We start from the raw sequence: 16,649 nt of genomic DNA, 5'->3' as shown, positions 1-16,649 counted from the left end.
CATGCGTATTCTCGTTCTTCCCGGCGATGGCATCGGCCCCGAAATTACCGCGGCTGCACTCGACGTCCTGCACAGCGCCAACAATGCCTTTCGCCTCGGCCTCGAATTCGATCACGACGAGGTAGGCTTCGCCAGCCTGCAATGCCATGGCACCACGCTGACCGACGCGCTGCTGGAAAAGGCCCGCGGCTACGAAGGCATCATCCTCGGCACCATTTCGCACGCGGACTACCCAAAGCCGGCGGAAGGCGGCCGCAATGTATCCGCCGCCTTCCGCGTGGGCCTGGACCTATATGCCAACGCCCGCCCAGCCCGCACGCGCAGCTTCCTGCCTTCGAATATGCGTGCCGGTAAACAGATGGACCTCGTCATCATGCGCGAAGCGACGGAAGGCTTCTACCCGGACCGCAATATGGCCCTGGGCTGGGGCGAGATGATGCCCTCGCCGGACATGGCCCTCTCCGTGCGCAAGATCACGCGCCACGGCAGCGAGCGCATCGCGCGCCGCGCCTTCGAACTGGCGATGAAGCGGCGTAAGAAAGTCACGGCCATCCACAAGGCCAACAGCTTCCACATGACCGATGGCCTCTTCCTGGAAGCGGTGCGCACGGTCGCTGCGGAATTCCCCCAAGTGCAGCTGGATGAGCTGCTGGTCGACGCGTCCACTGCCCACCTGGTGCGCAATCCGGAGCGCTTCGATGTGCTGGTGGCCACCAACTTCTACGGCGACATCCTGAGCGATCTGGCCAGCGAACTGTCCGGCAGCCTTGGCCTGGCGGGCTCGGTGATGGCCGGCGACCTCCAGTGCTGCGCCCAGGCCCAGCATGGGTCGGCGCCCGACATCCAGGGCATGGACAAGGCCAATCCCACGTCGATGATCCTGTCCGTGGCGATGCTGCTGCAGTGGCTGGGCGAGCATCACGGGCAGCCGGCGCTGAACCAGGCTGGCGACGCGATCCACGCCGCGGTGGACGCCGTGCTGGAAAACCCGGCCAGCCGTACCGGTGACTTGGGCGGCGGCATGGGCACGCGCGCCTTCGGCCGTGAAGTGGCCGCGCGACTCGCTGCTTAAAAGAAGAGTTTCAGGGCCGCCTCGAAAGTGCGGTCCACCTGTCCGGGCGTGCGCGGACCGATTTCGCGTCCGCCCAGCAGGCGCAAATAGACGCCGCGACCAAGCTCCACATCCACGCCCAGGCGCAGCAGGGTCTGGCCTTCATCGTTGGAGGCCAGCTTGCGTTCCGCATTGACGATGCAATCGACACGCGACATGCAGGGATCGGTCACCTTCAGCTCGAAAGTCCATTCGTCCGGCTGGCGCTCGACGAAATTTCGTCCCGCCTTGATTTCAACTTCCGTGCGTCCGATGGCGAACACGGTTTCCGTGCCGAGCAGGTATTCCTGGTTTTCGGAGGCGATGCCGCGCCGCACCGATGCGCGGGAAAGACGGCGCGCAAACTCCGGCGCCAGCGCGAAGCCGAAGCCTGCATCCTCCGGCAGCAGCTGGTATTTGGCTGCCAAAGTGCCCGCGCTCAGCGCGGAACTGGTGGGTGCGCCCGTCGGCCGCGCCTCGATCCACGAAACCTCCACACCCAGTTCAAGACGCGGCGACCACTGGTACTTGAGCTCCGTCTTGGGCACGGCGATGCGCCAGCCTTCGCTGCTGTGCTCCGCTTCCGATCCCGCGATGACTTCCCAGCGCGCATCCTGCGCCGCTGCCGCGCCAGCACAGGCCAGCAATGCGGCGGCAATCAGCCGCATAAAGCCTCCCGCAGGATGGATGGCATCACGCCGCCCTTCTCCAGCAGCGAAATTTCCAGCGCAGTCTCCACCGCCGCCGTGGCCTCGAAGGTCTCGGCGCTGCCATCGCTGCGCAGAACGCGCACCGGCAACGCCATGCGCGGCCGGAGCATGGCTGCGTCGACCGAGATTTCGATGCGGTCGCCAGGCGACAGCGCGCGTGCGCCGGACAGCGCATCGGCCGGAATCCGCAGCGGCAGGATGCCCATGCCGATCAGGTTCGAGCGGTGGATGCGTTCGAAGCTGACGGCCAGCACGGCGCGCACGCCCAGCAGACGCAAGCCCTTGGCCGCCCAGTCGCGCGATGAGCCAGTGCCGTAACGCTCGCCGGCCACCAGCACCACGCTGTCGCCTTCGTCCTGGTAACGCTTTGCCGCTTTCCAGATCGGCAGCACCTCGCCGGACGGCACATGCAGCGTATGGGCAAGAGGCAGCGCGCTTTGCAGGTGGTTGACCAGCATGCGGCTGTGGAAGGCCGCGCGCAGCATCACCTGCCAGTTGCCGCGGCGCGAGGCGAACACATTGAGGTCGTTGCGCTGCTCGCCGCGCTGCACCAGGTAATCGGCCACCAGGCTGTTGGGCGGAACCGCGCTGGCCGGCGAAATATGGTCGGTCGTGACGTCGTCGCCCAGCACCAGCAGCGGATAGGCCGCATAGCTGCCAAGCAGGCTGCCTTGCTGCGCCGAGGCGAATGGTGGACGCTGCAAGGTGTTTGACGCCGGGTCCCAAGGGAAGCGCGGACTGTCCGGCGCGTCCATGCCGTGCCATGCGGGGTTGCGTCCCGCTTGCGCAAAGTCGCGCGGGAAGTCGGCGGGGTCGCCCGCGATGCGCAGGCAGCGCTCGATCTCTTCGCTGCCGGGCCACAGTTCGTCAAGATGTACCGGACGGCCGGTGCCGTCCACGCCCAGCGGCTCGGTCGCCAGGTCGCGTGCGGCATCGCCAGCAATGGCATAGGCGACCACCAGCGGCGGCGACATGATGTAGCCCAGCTCCAGCTCCGGATGCACGCGGCCGGGGAAGTTGCGGTTGCCTGACAGGACGGCCACCGGCTTCACGCCGCCCGCCTCCTGCGCCGCGCGCACCGGCGCCGTCAGGGCGCCGGAATTGCCGATGCAGGTGGTGCAGCCGTAGCCGACGATGCCGAAGCCCAGCGCCTGCAATTCGTCCAGCAGGCCAGCACGGCGCAGGTAGGAGGCGGCGGCCGGCGAGCCGGGCGCCAGCGAAGTCTTGACCCACGGGGCGGCGTGCAGGCCCAGTGCCCGTGCCTTGCGCGCCAGCAGGCCGGCGGCCACCAGCAGGCGCGGATCCGAGGTATTGGTGCAGCTGGTGATGGCGGCGATCGCCACCGGATACTGCGGCAGCGCGGACGCACCGTGGTCCACAAGCTCAGGCGCAGGGAGGGGCTGCGCCCGCACCGATGCCGCCATTTGCGCCAGCGGCATGCGGTCCTGTGGACGTGCGGGCCCGGCGACGGACACGCCAATATCGTCCAGGCGGATTTCCAGCACGCGCGTGTAGCGCGCTTCGCGGTCCGGCTCATGCCACAAGCCGGTACGCCGCGCATAACCATGCACCAGCGCGATCTGCTCCTCGCTGCGGCCGGTGGCGCGCAGATAGGCCAGGGTTTCCAGGTCGATCGCGAAATAACCAGTAGTGGCGCCGTATTCGGGCGCCATATTCGCCACCACCGCGCGGTCGCCCGCCGTCAGCGTGGAAACGCCGGGGCCGATGAATTCAACGAAATCTCCCGTCACATCCAGCGCGCGCAGGCACTGCGTGACGGCCAGAGCGAGGTCGGTGGACAAGGCGGGCGCGCGCAACCTGCCCGTCAGGCGCACGCCGACAACGTCCGGAATGCGCAGCATGGTCGGCATGCCGAACATCACGGTCTGCGCTTCCAGTCCGCCGACGCCCCAGCCCAATACGCCGATGCCGTTGATCATGGGCGTGTGGCTGTCGGTGCCGATCAGCGTGTCCGGCACGGCCCATGGCAAGCCGCCATCGGGGTCCGGCTGCACGGCAACCACTGTCGCCAGCTGCTCCAGGTTCAGTGTGTGCATGATGCCGGTGCCAGGCGGGTGGATGCGCACCCCGTCCAGCGCCTTCGAGGCCCAGCGCAGGAAGCGGTAACGCTCCGCGTTGCGGCGCATTTCCCATTCCAGGTTGACCGCCGCGGCGCCCGGCTGCGCGAACGCTTCCACTGCCAGCGAATGGTCAACCGACACGTCCACCGGCAAGGCGGGCTTCAGCCGCGCGGGATCGGCGCCCGCCTCAGCCAGCGCGTCGCGCATGGCGGCGATATCCACCAGGGCCGGCGTGGCCGTGGTGTCGTGCATCAGCACGCGGCCCGGCTGGAAGGCGATTTCGGCTTCGCTGGTGCCGCGCTCCAGCCAGCCGAAGATGGCGGTAACCGCCGCTTCGCGCTCGGCGCCGCGTGCATTGCGGATTGTATTTTCCAGCAATATACGCAGCACATAGGGCAAGCACCAGAGGCGCTCACCACCGCTGGAAGGCAGGTCAACGACCTGATAATGATTACCGCTTACGGCAATCGTTGTGGTTTCGAACGTGGTTTTCATGATGCACTCCATATTGCACTTAATTGCAATTAAATGCAATAATGACTGAACATGATTTGCACAGGGAGAGCGGACGTGCTGGCAAACGAATTCCTCAGCGGCGGCGTGATGCGCGTCGCCATCAATCTTGGCAACCCCATCCTGGCGCGGCGCGACGCGTTGACAGATGAACCGGCAGGCGTGTCGGTCGACCTGGCCCGGCAACTGGCGCAGCGCCTGAAAGTGCCGGTGCAGCTGGTGCCCTTTGCGACGGCCGGCAAGGCGGCGCAGGCGCTAGCCGCATCGGAAGTCAACCTCGCCTTTCTCGCCATCGATCCGGAGCGCAGCCAGGGCATCCGCTTCTCGCCCGCCTATGTGTGCATCGAGGGCAGTTATATGGTGCGCGCCGAATCGCCACTGCGGTCCATGGCCGAAGTGGACCGTCCCGGCACCCGCGTCGCCGTTGGCCTGGGCAGCGCTTACGACCTGTTCCTGAGCCGTTCGCTGAAGCACGCGGAAATCGTCCGCGCACCAACCTCACCCGCCGTTACGGACACTTTCCTGGAGCAGGATTTGGACGTGGCCGCCGGCGTGCGCCAGCAGCTGGAAAGCGACGCGCGCCGGCACCCCGGCCTGCGCCTGCTGCCAGGCCGTTTCATGACCATCAACCAGGCCATGGGCCTGCCGCTGCAAACCAGCGACGACGCCTGGCTGTATCTGTGCCGCTTCGTGGAAGACATGAAGCGCAGCGGCTTCGTGGCCGCGGCATTGGCCCGTCACAACATCGAAGGCGCGGCCGTTGCCCCGCCCGCAATCTGAGGAGACTTTGCATGAACAAGAGAAGGACCCTGGCAGCGCTGATCGGCGCTGCCTTTGCCCTGGCCGTTCCGGCCGCACTGGCGCAGCAGCCGGCCGGCTATCCGGCGTCCTACGCGCAACTGATCGAAGCGGCAAAGAAGGAAGGCCGGCTGATCATCTACAGCACCACGGATACCAAGCTGGCCGGCGCGCTGGTGAAGGACTTCCGTGCCCTGTACCCGGCCATCCAGGTCGAGTACAACGATATGAATTCGACCGAGATGTACAGCCGCTACGTGTCCGAAATGGCTTCCGGCAGCGCCAGCGCGGACCTGCTGTGGAATTCCAGCATGGACTTGCAGATGAAGCTCGTGGCCGAGGGCTATGCGGCCGTGTACCAGTCACCCGAGGCCGCCTCGATTCCCGCCTGGGCCAATTACAAGGGCATGGCCTACGGCACGACCTTCGAGCCGGCGGTCTTTGTCTACAACAAGCGCCTGGTGCCGGCCGCGGACGTACCCACCACCCATGCCGCCCTGCTGCAACTGCTGAACGCCAAGGCCGCCACCTACAAGGACAAGGTCACGACCTACGACATCGAAAAATCCGGCGTCGGCTTTCTGCTGACCAATCACGACGCGCAGCAGAACAGGCAGTTCTGGGACCTGGCGCAGGCCATGGGCAAGGCTTCGGTGCGCGTGCAGTCGTCCAACGGCATTATGATGGAGCGGATTTCTTCCGGCGAGCAGCTGATCGGCTACAACATCCTCGGCTCCTACGCCCACGCCCGGGCGAAGATGGATCCGTCGCTGGGTTATGTGGTGCCGACCGATTACGCGCTGGTGCTGTCGCGCGTGGCGTCCATCAGCAAGGCCGCGAAGAATCCGAATGCGGCCAGGCTGTGGCTGGATTACCTGCTTTCCAAACGCGGCCAGACCATTATCGCCAACGATGCCCAGCTGTTCTCGATCCGTGCCGACATCAGCGGCGACGGCACGGCCGCGGACCTGCTGCGCAAGCATGGTGCGGCGATCAAGCCGATTCCGGTTGATCCCACTATCCTGGCGGGGATGGAGCCGGCGAAGCGCCTGGCGTTTATCAAGCGGTGGAAGGAGTCGACGGCTAAGAAATAAACCCACGGCGTGAAACAGGTGTCTGCCACGATGTGGCAGACACCAGCTTTAAGCCCTGGGTTTTTATTTGGCCTTCAGCTCATCGGCGATGATGTATTGGCGGTTCACGCGGTATTGCCCCTTGTCCTTGCTCCACTCAACCCAGCTCGGATTGTTCCTGACCAGGTCAGCGCGCACCTTGGCCTGGGTTTTCTCGCGCAAGCCAAGGCCCTCGTCGCCGTTGTACTCGTAGAACATCAGCGCCGACCAGTGGCGGCCGACGACGTAGCGGCCGAAGTACACGCTGTACTGGTTCAGCACACCTTCCTTCAGCCAGCCATCCAGTTGCGGCACCAGGTAGCCACGCAGGTAGGCCAGGTACTTGTCGGTCGAGACCAGGTAGTCGTAAGGGATCACTACATACACGCCCGAACCCTTGCTGCTGCCGCCCTGCAGGTACAGGTCGCCCGGGTTGGTGTCGATCTTGTTCACCAGCGCCAGCGCCTTCTGCGGCAGGCCGGCCGGCATCTCGGCTTCGATCTTGCGCCAGTCCGACATCTTCGCCGCGCTCGGGAAGTTCAGCAGGATCATCATGTCCCAGTTCTGGTTGTCCGCCCAGCGGTTGAACAGGACCTTGTAGGCGCTCAACAGGCCTTCGCTCTTCCAGCGTTCCAGTTGCGCCAGGCCATCCTGCTGCATGTACTGGCGCAGCGGCAGGCGATTGACGGGCGAGGTGTGGTATTCCAGCACCAGCGAAGTCGTGCCGGCCACCTGCGGGTCGGGCAGCGGCTGGGCGTAGGCGAACGGGCCGCCGGCCAGCAGGGCAAACAGCAAGGCGCAGGCCAGCGCCACATGGCGCCACAAAGAGGTGATTGCGTTGTGCACTTTCTTCTTCCTTATCGGTTGGTTGAAAAATTATTTACGCGATGCGGACAGCGGCATCGTGCGCACGCTGGCTCCAGCCGGCAATTCCAGCGCCGACAGCGCATCGGCCGGCAAGGCCAGGCTGCCGCCGCGCGGCTCGGCGGGCAAGGCGATCACACGGAATGCGTCCAGCGACGTGGTCGAGACCAGCGCCAGCGGCGCATCGGCGCATCCGCCGTGCTCCAGCGCCGCCAGCCGGCTCTCGCGCGCGGCGCGCAGCTCGGTGACACGCGCCTGCAGCACAGGGCCGCCGTCGAAGATGTCGATATAACCATCGTAGCGCAGGCCTTCCTGCTCCAGCAGGCGGCGCGCCGGCACGGTGTCGTCATGCGTGCGGCCGATGGCGGCGCGCGCTTCTTCGGACAGGAAGTCCGTGTACAAGGGATGGCGCGGCATCAGCTGCGCGATGAAGGACTTGCGGCCCTGGCCGCACAGGTCGTCCGCCGCGTCGAAATCCATCTTGAAGAAGTGCCGGCCCAGACTCTCCCAGAATGGTGCGCTGCCGTCGGGCTTCTGGTAGCCACGCATTTCGGCAAACACCTTGTCCGGGAACAGTTGCGGGAACTGCGCCATGAACAGGAAACGGCTCTTGGACAGCAGCTTGCCGTTCAGCCCATTGCGATAGTCCGGATGCAGATACAGCGAACACAATTCGGCGCTGCCCGTCATATCGTAGGACAGGTACAGCGCCTGCATGCGGGCGAAGACGCCCGCCTCGCTGCTGGCGTGCACCAGGGTGCCGATGCGGTAGTTGTAGAAAGGCTCATCCAGCCCGATGGCGCGCTTGATTGCGCAGACCCCGCCGATGCGGCCGTTGGACAAGTCTTCCAGCACGAACAGGTAATCGCACTCTTCGCAACTGGCGCTGCCGGCAAACGATGCCGCGGCAATTTCCAAACGCCGCGCCAACGCCGCGCGGTCCGCCTTCAGCGTGGTCATGCCGGGACCTATGCGGCTGGCCAGGTCGTAAATCGCATCGAGGTCGCCCAATGCGGCATTGCGTACGACGATCATGGTTGCTCTCCAACGGCCACACACAGCACCTCGTCGCTGTTTTCCACTTCCAGCAGGTCGGCCTGCTCGGAGGTCAGGTTGATGTGCTGTTGCTGGCCCAGCGGGTCCGAGTGGACGGCGATGGCGCGGAAGCGGCGCGTGCGGGCGTTGCAGACCAGGTAGGGCAGCGCGCCGGCCGGGCTGGCGGCGCTGCGGCTGGCGACGCGGCGGCGCAGCGCGCTGGCGTGCGAGCGCAGCGCATGCGCGCTGGCCTGCAGCACGGGGCCGCCATCGCAGATATCCACATAGTCGTAGGCTTCGAATCCCTCGCCGCGCAGGATGGAGAGCGCATCGCCGGCGCAGGGATCGGCCGCGCCGACAGCCTCGCGCGCCGCCTCCGGCAACAGCGCCATATACACCGGATAGTGCGGCATCAGGCCGACGATCAGCGGCTGGTTGCGGCCGCCCTCCAGCAGGGACTCGGCCTGCAGGAAATCCATCTGGAAGAAGTGGCGGCCTACCGCGTCCCAGAATGGTGACTGGCTGTCGTTATCGACCTGGCCCGGCAGGGAGGCAAAGAATTTGCCGGCGAAACGCTGCGGCGCCAGCGCGGCATACATCAGGCGCGCGCAGGCCAGCAGGCTCTTGTCCGTGCGGCCCAGGTCCGCGCCCGGCGCGTGGTAGCCGGCCAGCTGGGAATAGCCGCTCAGGTCGGAGCACAGCATCAGCGTGGCCACGTCGTTGCAGACCAATGGATCTGGCGACAGCTGCTGCATCATGTCTTGCCGGAAGGAGAGGAAGCTGGCGCCGCTGCCAGCCTGCGCCAGCAGCGAGGCGGTGCCGGCCAGCGTGCCGTCGGGCGCCTGCAGCACAAAGATATAGCGGCCGCCTGACGACAGCGGCGGCGGCACAGGCGCGCCAAAGGATTCCAGCGATTCGCCCACCAGGCGCTCCAGCGCCGCCCTCTCCTGCGGCAGCGTATGCACGCGGCGGTTATCGCGCCGCGCCAGCGCTTCCAGCTTGGGCAAATCGCCCATTTCTACCGGCCGTACAACATGCATCGTCATCTCCTCGGTCTCGTTTGTCCGGGGCGCACGCCGCGACGCGCCGGACCCAGGGCCTGGCGCGGGCGCTCCGGCGCACCGAAGCGGTATCTGGTATTGCGGTCCTAGCCGACCGCCGCCGCCGGCATGGCGCTGGCCGGGGCAGCCGGCGCAGCGGATACCGCCGCCCGGTGGGGCGTGGCGGCATCGGCCGGCGTCAGCGCGACCAGGCGGCGCGCGGCGGCGACATCGGTTTCGGGCTGGAAGTAGCTCAAGCCGGCGCGCGCGGGCGGCAGCTTGCGGGTGGCGATACTGAAGCCCTGTTCGCGGTCGCCGTGCAGCTCGGGCACGGCCTGCAGCAGGCGCCGCGTATAGGGATGGCTGGGCGTATCGAAGACATCGTCGCGCGTGCCCTCCTCCACCACGTGGCCGCGCAGCAGCACCAGCACGCGGTCGGCGATCTGTTCGACCACGCCAAGGTCGTGCGATATCAGCAGGCATGCAAAGCCGTACTGGTCCTGCAGGGACACCAGGATGTCCAGCACCTGCTTCTGCACCGTCACATCGAGCGCGGACACCGGCTCGTCGGCAATGATCACTTCCGGCCGCACCACCAGGGCACGGGCAATCGCCACGCGCTGGCGCTGGCCGCCGGACAATTCATGAATATAGCGCTGCGCATAAGCGCCGCCCAGTTGCACATCCTCCAGCGCCTGGGCCACGCGGCGCGCGCGTTCGGCCTTGTCCAGGCTGCGGTCCAGTCGCAGGCCCTCGGCAACCAGGGCGCCGACCGTCATGCGCGGATCGAGCGAGGAATACGGGTCCTGGAACACCATCTGGATGCGGCGGCGCGCCGCACGCAATTCTTCCTTGCTGCAGCCTTGCAGCTCCTTGCCGCCGAAAATGATCTTGCCGCCGGACGGCGCGACCAGCCCCAGGATGGCCTTGGTCAGCGTGGTCTTGCCGCTGCCCGACTCGCCGACGATGGCAAGCGTCTCGCCCGGCGCCACGCGGAAATTTGCCGGGTGCACGGCGCGCACTGCGCGCTTGCCGAACCAGCCCTCCTGCATCGTGTAATCGATGGTCAGGTCCTGCACTTCCAGGATGGGCGACCGCGGCGGCGGCGCCAACGCGTCCGGGTCGCGCTTGGGCAGCGCATCGAGCAGGCTCAGTGTGTACGGGTGGTCGGGATGGGCCAGCACGCGCGAGGCAGGGCCGGTTTCCATCGCATCGCCGCGGCACATCACCAGCACGCGCTCGGTGTACTCGGCCACCAGCGACAGGTTATGGCTGACGAAGACCAGGGCCGTGCCCTCCTGCTGCGTCAGCTCCGTCATCAGGTCCAGCACTTCCTTCTGCACCACGCAATCGAGCGCGGTGGTCGGTTCATCGGCAATCAGCAGCTTGGGCTTGAGCAGCATCACGGCAGCGAGCATGATGCGCTGGCGCATGCCGCCCGAGAATTCATGCGGATAGCGCTGCATGCAGTCTTTGGGATTGCGCACCAGCACACGCTCCAGCATGGCCAGCGCCAGCCCGCGCGCCTCGTCCGGCGCCAAACCGCGGCGGCAGATCAGGCCTTCGGTCAGCTGGTCGCCGATGCGGAAGGCAGGGTTCAGCGATACCATCGGCTCCTGGAACACCATGCCGATCTCGGTGCCGCGCAATCCGCGCCACTGGGCCGGCGTGCAGTGCGCCAGGTCGTCGCCGTTGAACAACATCGAGCCGCCCGTCACGCTGGCCGCATCCGGCAGCAGGCCTAGCAGGGCCTTGCCTATCATGGTCTTGCCGCTGCCCGATTCGCCGACGATGGCCAGCGACTGGCCTGCCGCGAGATCGAAGCTGATGTTCTTGACCACCGGCCGCGTGCCGTTGTCCGGGCAAGGGAAACAAATGGTCAGGTCGCGTACGCTGAGCAGCATCAGTGGGCTCCTTTCATGCGCGGGTCCAGCAGGTCACGCACCGCATCGCCCAGCATATTGATGCCCAGCAGGGCGAACGAGATCATCGCGCCAGGGAAGATGGACAGCCAGATCGCCTGCTCCATCGAATTGCGCGCATCGGACAGCATTCCGCCCCAGGACGGCGCCGGCGGCGGTACGCCCAGTCCGAGGAAACTCAAGGCGCTTTCCGCCAGCAGAGCGGAACCGAACAGCGAGGTGGAGAAAATGATCAGCGGCGCCACGCAATTCGGCAGGATGTGACGGCCCAGCGTCCACAGGCCACTGTTGCCCATCGCCTGGGAAGCGATGACGAAGTCGCGCTGGCGCAGCGAGAACACGGTGGCGCGGGCGATGCGGGCGACGGACGGCGTATAGGCCAGGCCCAGCGCCAGCACCACGCCCACCTTGGACGGGCCAATGATCGCCATGATGCCCAGCGCCAGCAGCAGGCCGGGGAAAGCCATCAACGATTCCAGCAGGATCATGGCGATGCGGTCGAACCAGCCGCCGATGTACCCGGTCAACACGCCGATGGTGGCGCCGCACAGGATGGCGAACAGCACGGCGCCCAGGCTCACGGCCACACTGACGCCGGCCCCGCCCATGATGCGGGACAGCACATCGCGCCCGAATTCATCGGTACCCATCCAGTGCTGCCAGGATGGCGCGCTGAAACGGGCCACCAGGTCGCCGTCGATCGGGTCGTAAGGCGTGTAGACCGTGCCTACCAGCGCTATCAGCAGCAGTGCGCCGACAACGACCGAGCCCACGGTTAGATTGATGCGTTTGAATGTCAGTTTCATAGCTTGATACGTGGATCGAACAGCGGGTACAGCAAATCGATGACCAGGTTGACGAAGACGTACAGCAGCGCCACGAACAGCAGGCAGCCCTGCACCACCGGGTAGTCGCGCGCATAGATGCTCTCGACCAGCAGGCGCCCCAGGCCCGGCAAGGTAAAGACGGTTTCGATCACCGCCGCGCCGGACAGAAGATGGCCCAGCACCAGGCCGATCACCGTGAGCGCGGGGCCGAAGGCGTTCGGGAAGGCGTGCTTCAGCATCACCCGCTGCTCCCCCAGCCCCTTGGCCCGCGCATGGGCGATGTATTCGAGGCGCAGCACATCGATGGTGCTGGCGCGCATCATGCGGGTCAGGACGGCGATCTCGGTCAGCGTGATCGCAATCACCGGCAGCACCATGTATTTCAGCGCACCCCAGCCGCCATCGGCCATCGACTGGAAACCGAAGGTGGGCAGCCAGTTCAGCTTCACGCCGAACAGCCAGATCAGCATGATGCCGGCCCAGAAGCTGGGGATGGAGACGAGCATGATGGCGCCGGTGACGATGCCCAGGTCCGGCCAGCGGTTCTGGCGCCAGGCAGCCACCAGCCCCGCCGGCAGCGCGATCAGGCAGGACAGCGCGGTGGCCGCCAGCACGATTTGCGCCGTGACCGGGAAGTGTTCGGCGATCAGGTCCAGCACCGGCTCATTGGTCTTCACCGAGTTACCCAGGTCCCCGTGCAGCACCTTGCCCGACCAGTTGGCGAACTGGCGCGGGAGCGACTGGTCCAGGCCCAGGGAGCTGCGCATTTCCTGCACCATGGCGGGATCGCCGCCATCGCCCAGCATCAGCACCACGGGATCGCCCGGAATGAGGCGGATCATGACAAATACCAGCAGCGAAACGATCAGCGCCGTCGGTATCGCCATCATGATGCGCTTGATTGCGTAAATGAGCATGGCCCCTTAATCCTTGCTGACGTTGAAAAGGCGCGGGCGGCGCAGCGGCCATGGCGCGAAGCCATGCAGGCGCTTGCTCACCGCCAGCAGCACCGGCGTGTTATTCACATGCAGCAGCGGCACATCCGCCACCATGCGCTTGTGCAGTTCCTCGAAGGCGGCGCGGCGCATGGCAGGATCGGTCTCGCCCTTGATGCCGGCCAGGATGCCGCTCGCCTCCGGATTGGTCCATTGCAGCGTGGCGGACCTGGACTTGTCGCCCAGAATGTCGCCATACATGGTGGAGGGATCAATGCGCGCCGAATAGGTGAAGGCCATCATCTGGAATTTGCCTGAGCGGAAGTTGCTCACCTGCGTGGCCCACTCCAGCACTTCGATCTCGGTGCGGATGCCGGACTTGCTCAGCATGTTCTGCACCACCACGGCCAGCCGGTACGTGTCCGGATAACGCTTATTGGTCTGGATCCTGATGGTCTCGCCCTTGTACCCTGCCTGCGCCAGCAGCTGCTTCGCCTGCGCCAGGTCCTTGCGGTAGCCTTCGGCGTGCACCGGCGAATAGTACGGCGATACCAGCGGCACCAGCGAAGGGTTGTAGCGCGTCTGGCCGTTACTCAGGCTGCTCACCAGCAGAGGGAGATCCAGCGACAGCGCGATGGCGCGCCGCATTTCGGGCTTGCCCAGCAGCGGATCGCCGGTCTGCATCAGCAGCGCGTTGGGGTCCATATCCTGTTCGGGCACGATGTCCCAGGACGGCGACGGCGGCGGCGGGTTCTGGCTGTCCGCCACGATCAGGTCCACCTGGCCGGACATGAAGGCCACTTTCTGCGAGGCCGCATCGGGAATCACGACAAAGCGCAGATTGGCCAGCGCGCGCTTGGCGCCCGCCAGACCATCCGGCTTCTCTTCGCGCGGCATATAGCCGGTAAAGGCGTTCAGCTGAACATACTGGCCCTTGCGCCATTCGCCCCACATATACGGCCCCGTGCCGACCGGCTTGATCCACTTGCCGTTCGCGTCCACGCTGGATGGGTGCAGCACGGCCAGCGGGCATTGGATATTCGCCATCTGCTGCAGCAGCAAGGCATAGGGCTGCTCCAGCACGATGCGCACTTCATCCGGCGCCGGCGCGCTGGCGCTGACCACCCTGGCGCCCTTGCTGCCATCGTACTGGTTGCGGCAGTAGGATTCCGACTTTGGATTCAGGATGCGCTGCAGGCTCCAAACCACTTCGGCCGATGTCACGGGCGCGCCGTTATGGAAGCGCACGCCCTTGCGCAGCTTGAAATCATAGGTTCGGCCATCCGGCGAGATGGTCCAGCTGTCGGCCAGCATCGGGCCGACGGAGAAATCCGAACGCAGTGCCACAAGCGATTCGACCACGTGCAGCAGGATGCCGTCGGTTGCCGTGTTGCGCGAACGGTGGCCGGGCATCGAGGTAGGCGTGTCGATCGCATCGGCAAAGCGGATCTCGGGCAAGGCAGCGGCAGCCGGCGCCATTACGCCTGCCGCGCCGGCGGCCCCTGCTCCGATGGCCAGCGCCACCGCCAGCCATGCCGAGCTGATTCGCGTCATTCCCATTCCTCCGTCTTACAGCGTGTATTCGACGAAATTGCGGCCCTCGTAAGGCTTGCGCGCCACCCACATCTTGCCCGCCGCCGGGTCCATCAACGTGGTGGCCACCGTGCAGTAGACGCTATTGAAGCTGGCCTTGGCCGGGTGGGTCAGCACGCCTTCCGGCTTGCCGAATTCATCGGCCAGGGCTTCCTTCACGGTCTCCCAGGTGATCTTCCCTTGCGCTTCCTGCAGCATCGACGCCACGCGGCGCTGGCGATAGATCGAGTCGGGGGTATTCAACAGGCCCAGGTCCACCAGCTTGGCGCGCGCCGGGTAACTGATCCAGTGGTTGGCGTGCACCAGGATATTATCCTCCGGCGTGATCCAGAAGATTTCATCCGGCGCGCATTCCAGATTGACCGCTTCGCCATCGGCATGGGCCAGCATCAGGTTATTGGAGCAGTAGCGGCGCGCGCCGAACACGGTGCGCATGGCCGCCGTCATATTGGTCGATTCCAGCATTTTCCGGCGCAGCAGGCCCAGTGGCACGTCCGCGCTGCGCTGGTAGTCGCGCTCGCAGGTCAGGAAATTGCCGGACAGGGACAGGCCGGCCGAATTGAAGCCATGGCGGCCCAGCGTGCCCGCTTCGGTAAACATCAGCATGTCCGGACCGTCGCCATGCTTTTTCACCTTCAGCACAATGCCGGTATCGACGCAAGCTTCGCGCCAGTCCCAGTTATGGGCGTGGATCAGGCGGCCGTCACGGGTGCCCTTGGGCAGCACGACCAGGCCGGTGCAGCCGTCGTCCAGCGCTTCGCGCGCCTGTTTCAGGGCGGAGTGGCCGAACATCATTTCGGTGCGGCAGTTGACGGTGATGATGTCCTCGACGGCGACACCGGCGCCTTCCGCCATGCCCTGCATCTCTTCGAAGTAAGTGGGATCGAAAGCGACGATGTTGGGGATGAAGTTGCGCGCCAGCGTGGCAATGGTTTCGAGGTCGATGCCGCGCTTGGCCAACTGGTCGCGGTACAGGGCAATGCTGCCGCGCACGCGGTCCGGTACCGCCCGGCCATGCTGGACGCCGCGCTCGAACGGTGTGCCCGAAACCTCTACCAGCGGAAAACCTTCATTGTTCTGCATGTCTGTAGCTCCTTGTTGGGAATGGATTCATTTTGTACTAAATGCAGAATAAATGCAATCTGAATGTTTTCTATTTTCATTGGGAACAAAAAATTCGTGCATAATGCGACGAAACCCTGTCCCCATACGACCATGAATACAGTCACCAAGGCCGCCGCGCCAAGCCCCCTGCAGCTTGAACTGGCGGAGCGCATCGGCCGCGAAATACATAACGGCACCCTGCCCGTCGGCGCCCACCTGACCGAAGAATCCTTCGGCTCGCGCTATGGCGTCTCCCGCACTCCGGTGCGCGCCGCCCTCAAGCTGCTGGCCGACCGCGGCATGATCGAGTACCGCGCCAATGCCGGCTACTTCGTGGTCGAAGGCGGCGCCGACGTCACGCTGGACGGCATGAATCCCGGCGGCCAGACCATCGACGACCTGTATAAATCCATTGTCGTCGACCGCATCCGCAACGGCCTGCCGGACAACATCACCGAGAAGGAACTGCTGTCGCGCTATGATGCGCCGCGCAGCCTCCTGAACAAGACGCTGACCCGCATGGCCTCCGAAGGCCTGATCATCAAGCGCACCGGCCATGGCTGGTCCTTCCTGCCCTCCCTCGGCACGCCGCAAGCCATGCAGGAGAGCTACCGCTTCCGCATGCTGCTGGAATGCGGCGCCTTCCTGGAGCCGACGTGGAAGGTCGATCCCGTGCTGCTGAAACGTATCAAGGACGCCCACCAGCGCGTGCTCGACACCCCGGAAAACCCGCCCAACTCCGGCGAGTTCTTTGCCCTCAATGCCGCCTTCCACGAAATGGTGGCGCGCTTCTCGGGCAACCGCTACATCCTGCAGGCGATGCAGCAGCAGAACAACCTGCGCCGCCTCGATGAAACCGCCGCCTACTACCGCACGCTGCGCGTGCACGGCTCCTGCACCGAACACCTGGAAATCATCAGCGCCATCGAGGCGGACGATCGCGAACTGGCGGCAGCGCTGATGCGCCGCCACCTGAAAATTGCAACGCCCAAGCCCTCGGCAGCACAAAGTACTTAAATCTAATT

At 65.5% G+C, this 16,649-nt stretch carries 14 protein-coding genes; 4 read left to right on the top strand and 10 right to left on the bottom strand.

Translation table 11 applies throughout. The features are described 5' to 3' along the window. Position 1 precedes the first annotated feature (1 nt). A complete protein-coding gene (locus tag ACHMW6_RS09895) occupies positions 2 to 1,072 on the top strand; it encodes an isocitrate/isopropylmalate dehydrogenase family protein (RefSeq protein ID WP_395406928.1) in 1,071 nt (356 codons plus the stop codon). On the opposite strand, the gene ACHMW6_RS09890 is transcribed toward ACHMW6_RS09895, so the two are convergent. Together ACHMW6_RS09890 and acnA are read right to left on the bottom strand one after the other, a co-directional pair. Next, positions 1,069 to 1,758, bottom strand: coding sequence for a hypothetical protein (locus ACHMW6_RS09890; RefSeq protein ID WP_395406927.1), 690 nt, complete (start codon positions 1,756 to 1,758; stop codon positions 1,069 to 1,071). The genes ACHMW6_RS09895 and ACHMW6_RS09890 overlap by 4 nt on opposite strands. Further along, entirely contained in the window at positions 1,749 to 4,376 is a 2,628-nt protein-coding gene (gene acnA / locus ACHMW6_RS09885; protein WP_395406926.1) for an aconitate hydratase AcnA, read from the bottom strand. Before acnA ends, ACHMW6_RS09890 begins: the two co-directional genes overlap by 10 nt. A 75-nt stretch (positions 4,377 to 4,451) precedes the next feature. Here acnA and ACHMW6_RS09880 point away from each other — a divergent pair, with 75 nt between their 5' ends. Then, a complete protein-coding gene (locus tag ACHMW6_RS09880) occupies positions 4,452 to 5,174 on the top strand; it encodes an ABC transporter substrate-binding protein (RefSeq protein WP_395406925.1) in 723 nt (240 codons plus the stop codon). Between the two features lie 11 nt (positions 5,175 to 5,185). Further along, positions 5,186 to 6,286, top strand: coding sequence for an ABC transporter substrate-binding protein (locus ACHMW6_RS09875; protein ID WP_395406924.1), 1,101 nt, complete (start codon positions 5,186 to 5,188; stop codon positions 6,284 to 6,286). A gap of 63 nt (positions 6,287 to 6,349) precedes the next feature. On the opposite strand, the gene ACHMW6_RS09870 is transcribed toward ACHMW6_RS09875, so the two are convergent. From ACHMW6_RS09870 to ACHMW6_RS09835, 8 genes are all read right to left on the bottom strand, one after another. After that, positions 6,350 to 7,150, bottom strand: a complete 801-nt coding sequence (locus ACHMW6_RS09870; RefSeq protein ID WP_395406923.1) for a hypothetical protein — start codon at positions 7,148 to 7,150, stop codon at positions 6,350 to 6,352. A gap of 30 nt (positions 7,151 to 7,180) precedes the next feature. After that, the gene (gene astA / locus ACHMW6_RS09865) at positions 7,181 to 8,203 is read right to left on the bottom strand and encodes an arginine N-succinyltransferase (RefSeq protein WP_395406922.1); all 1,023 of its coding nucleotides are present in this window, start codon (positions 8,201 to 8,203) and stop codon (positions 7,181 to 7,183) included. Beyond that, on the bottom strand, positions 8,200 to 9,243 hold the full coding sequence (locus ACHMW6_RS09860; protein WP_395406921.1) for an arginine N-succinyltransferase: 1,044 nt from the start codon (positions 9,241 to 9,243) through the stop codon (positions 8,200 to 8,202). Before ACHMW6_RS09860 ends, astA begins: the two co-directional genes overlap by 4 nt. Positions 9,244 to 9,350: 107 nt before the next feature. Further along, positions 9,351 to 11,147 carry an ABC transporter ATP-binding protein gene (locus tag ACHMW6_RS09855; RefSeq protein WP_395406920.1) on the bottom strand — a complete coding sequence of 599 codons (1,797 nt, stop codon included), beginning with the start codon at positions 11,145 to 11,147 and terminating at the stop codon, positions 9,351 to 9,353. Next, positions 11,147 to 11,971 (bottom strand): ABC transporter permease, encoded by an 825-nt coding sequence (locus ACHMW6_RS09850; RefSeq protein ID WP_395406919.1) that lies wholly within the window; start codon positions 11,969 to 11,971, stop codon positions 11,147 to 11,149. The genes ACHMW6_RS09855 and ACHMW6_RS09850 overlap by 1 nt, the downstream gene beginning before the upstream one ends. Beyond that, on the bottom strand, positions 11,968 to 12,909 hold the full coding sequence (locus ACHMW6_RS09845) for an ABC transporter permease (RefSeq protein WP_395406918.1): 942 nt from the start codon (positions 12,907 to 12,909) through the stop codon (positions 11,968 to 11,970). Before ACHMW6_RS09845 ends, ACHMW6_RS09850 begins: the two co-directional genes overlap by 4 nt. A gap of 6 nt (positions 12,910 to 12,915) precedes the next feature. After that, positions 12,916 to 14,481 (bottom strand): ABC transporter substrate-binding protein, encoded by a 1,566-nt coding sequence (locus ACHMW6_RS09840; protein ID WP_395406917.1) that lies wholly within the window; start codon positions 14,479 to 14,481, stop codon positions 12,916 to 12,918. A 15-nt stretch (positions 14,482 to 14,496) separates the two neighbouring features. After that, positions 14,497 to 15,603, bottom strand: a complete 1,107-nt coding sequence (locus ACHMW6_RS09835) for a C45 family autoproteolytic acyltransferase/hydolase (protein ID WP_395406916.1) — start codon at positions 15,601 to 15,603, stop codon at positions 14,497 to 14,499. 132 nt (positions 15,604 to 15,735) lie between these two features. Between ACHMW6_RS09835 and ACHMW6_RS09830 the strand changes: the two genes are divergently transcribed. Next, the gene (locus tag ACHMW6_RS09830; protein ID WP_395406915.1) at positions 15,736 to 16,641 is read left to right on the top strand and encodes a GntR family transcriptional regulator; all 906 of its coding nucleotides are present in this window, start codon (positions 15,736 to 15,738) and stop codon (positions 16,639 to 16,641) included. Positions 16,642 to 16,649: the final 8 nt, after the last annotated feature.

Origin of the sequence: Pseudoduganella sp. UC29_106 (genome assembly GCF_044055365.1) — a bacterium.
Lineage (GTDB): Bacteria > Pseudomonadota > Gammaproteobacteria > Burkholderiales > Burkholderiaceae_D > Rugamonas.
Note: the sequence above shows the minus strand (reverse complement) of the source record. Positions and strands in the feature narration are given on the sequence as shown.

What these genes read in the sequence shown, in the direction of transcription:
- ACHMW6_RS09835 (WP_395406916.1), bottom strand. Translation starts at nt 15,603, where the DNA reads ATGCAGAACAATGAAGGTTTTCCGCTGGTAGAGGTTTCGGGCACACCG.
- ACHMW6_RS09840 (WP_395406917.1), bottom strand. Translation starts at nt 14,481, where the DNA reads ATGACGCGAATCAGCTCGGCATGGCTGGCGGTGGCGCTGGCCATCGGA.
- ACHMW6_RS09850 (WP_395406919.1), bottom strand. Translation starts at nt 11,971, where the DNA reads ATGAAACTGACATTCAAACGCATCAATCTAACCGTGGGCTCGGTCGTT.
- astA (WP_395406922.1), bottom strand. Translation starts at nt 8,203, where the DNA reads ATGATCGTCGTACGCAATGCCGCATTGGGCGACCTCGATGCGATTTAC.
- ACHMW6_RS09895 (WP_395406928.1), top strand. Translation starts at nt 2, where the DNA reads ATGCGTATTCTCGTTCTTCCCGGCGATGGCATCGGCCCCGAAATTACC.
- ACHMW6_RS09875 (WP_395406924.1), top strand. Translation starts at nt 5,186, where the DNA reads ATGAACAAGAGAAGGACCCTGGCAGCGCTGATCGGCGCTGCCTTTGCC.
- acnA (WP_395406926.1), bottom strand. Translation starts at nt 4,376, where the DNA reads ATGAAAACCACGTTCGAAACCACAACGATTGCCGTAAGCGGTAATCAT.
- ACHMW6_RS09855 (WP_395406920.1), bottom strand. Translation starts at nt 11,147, where the DNA reads ATGCTGCTCAGCGTACGCGACCTGACCATTTGTTTCCCTTGCCCGGAC.
- ACHMW6_RS09830 (WP_395406915.1), top strand. Translation starts at nt 15,736, where the DNA reads ATGAATACAGTCACCAAGGCCGCCGCGCCAAGCCCCCTGCAGCTTGAA.
- ACHMW6_RS09860 (WP_395406921.1), bottom strand. Translation starts at nt 9,243, where the DNA reads ATGCATGTTGTACGGCCGGTAGAAATGGGCGATTTGCCCAAGCTGGAA.
- ACHMW6_RS09845 (WP_395406918.1), bottom strand. Translation starts at nt 12,909, where the DNA reads ATGCTCATTTACGCAATCAAGCGCATCATGATGGCGATACCGACGGCG.
- ACHMW6_RS09890 (WP_395406927.1), bottom strand. Translation starts at nt 1,758, where the DNA reads ATGCGGCTGATTGCCGCCGCATTGCTGGCCTGTGCTGGCGCGGCAGCG.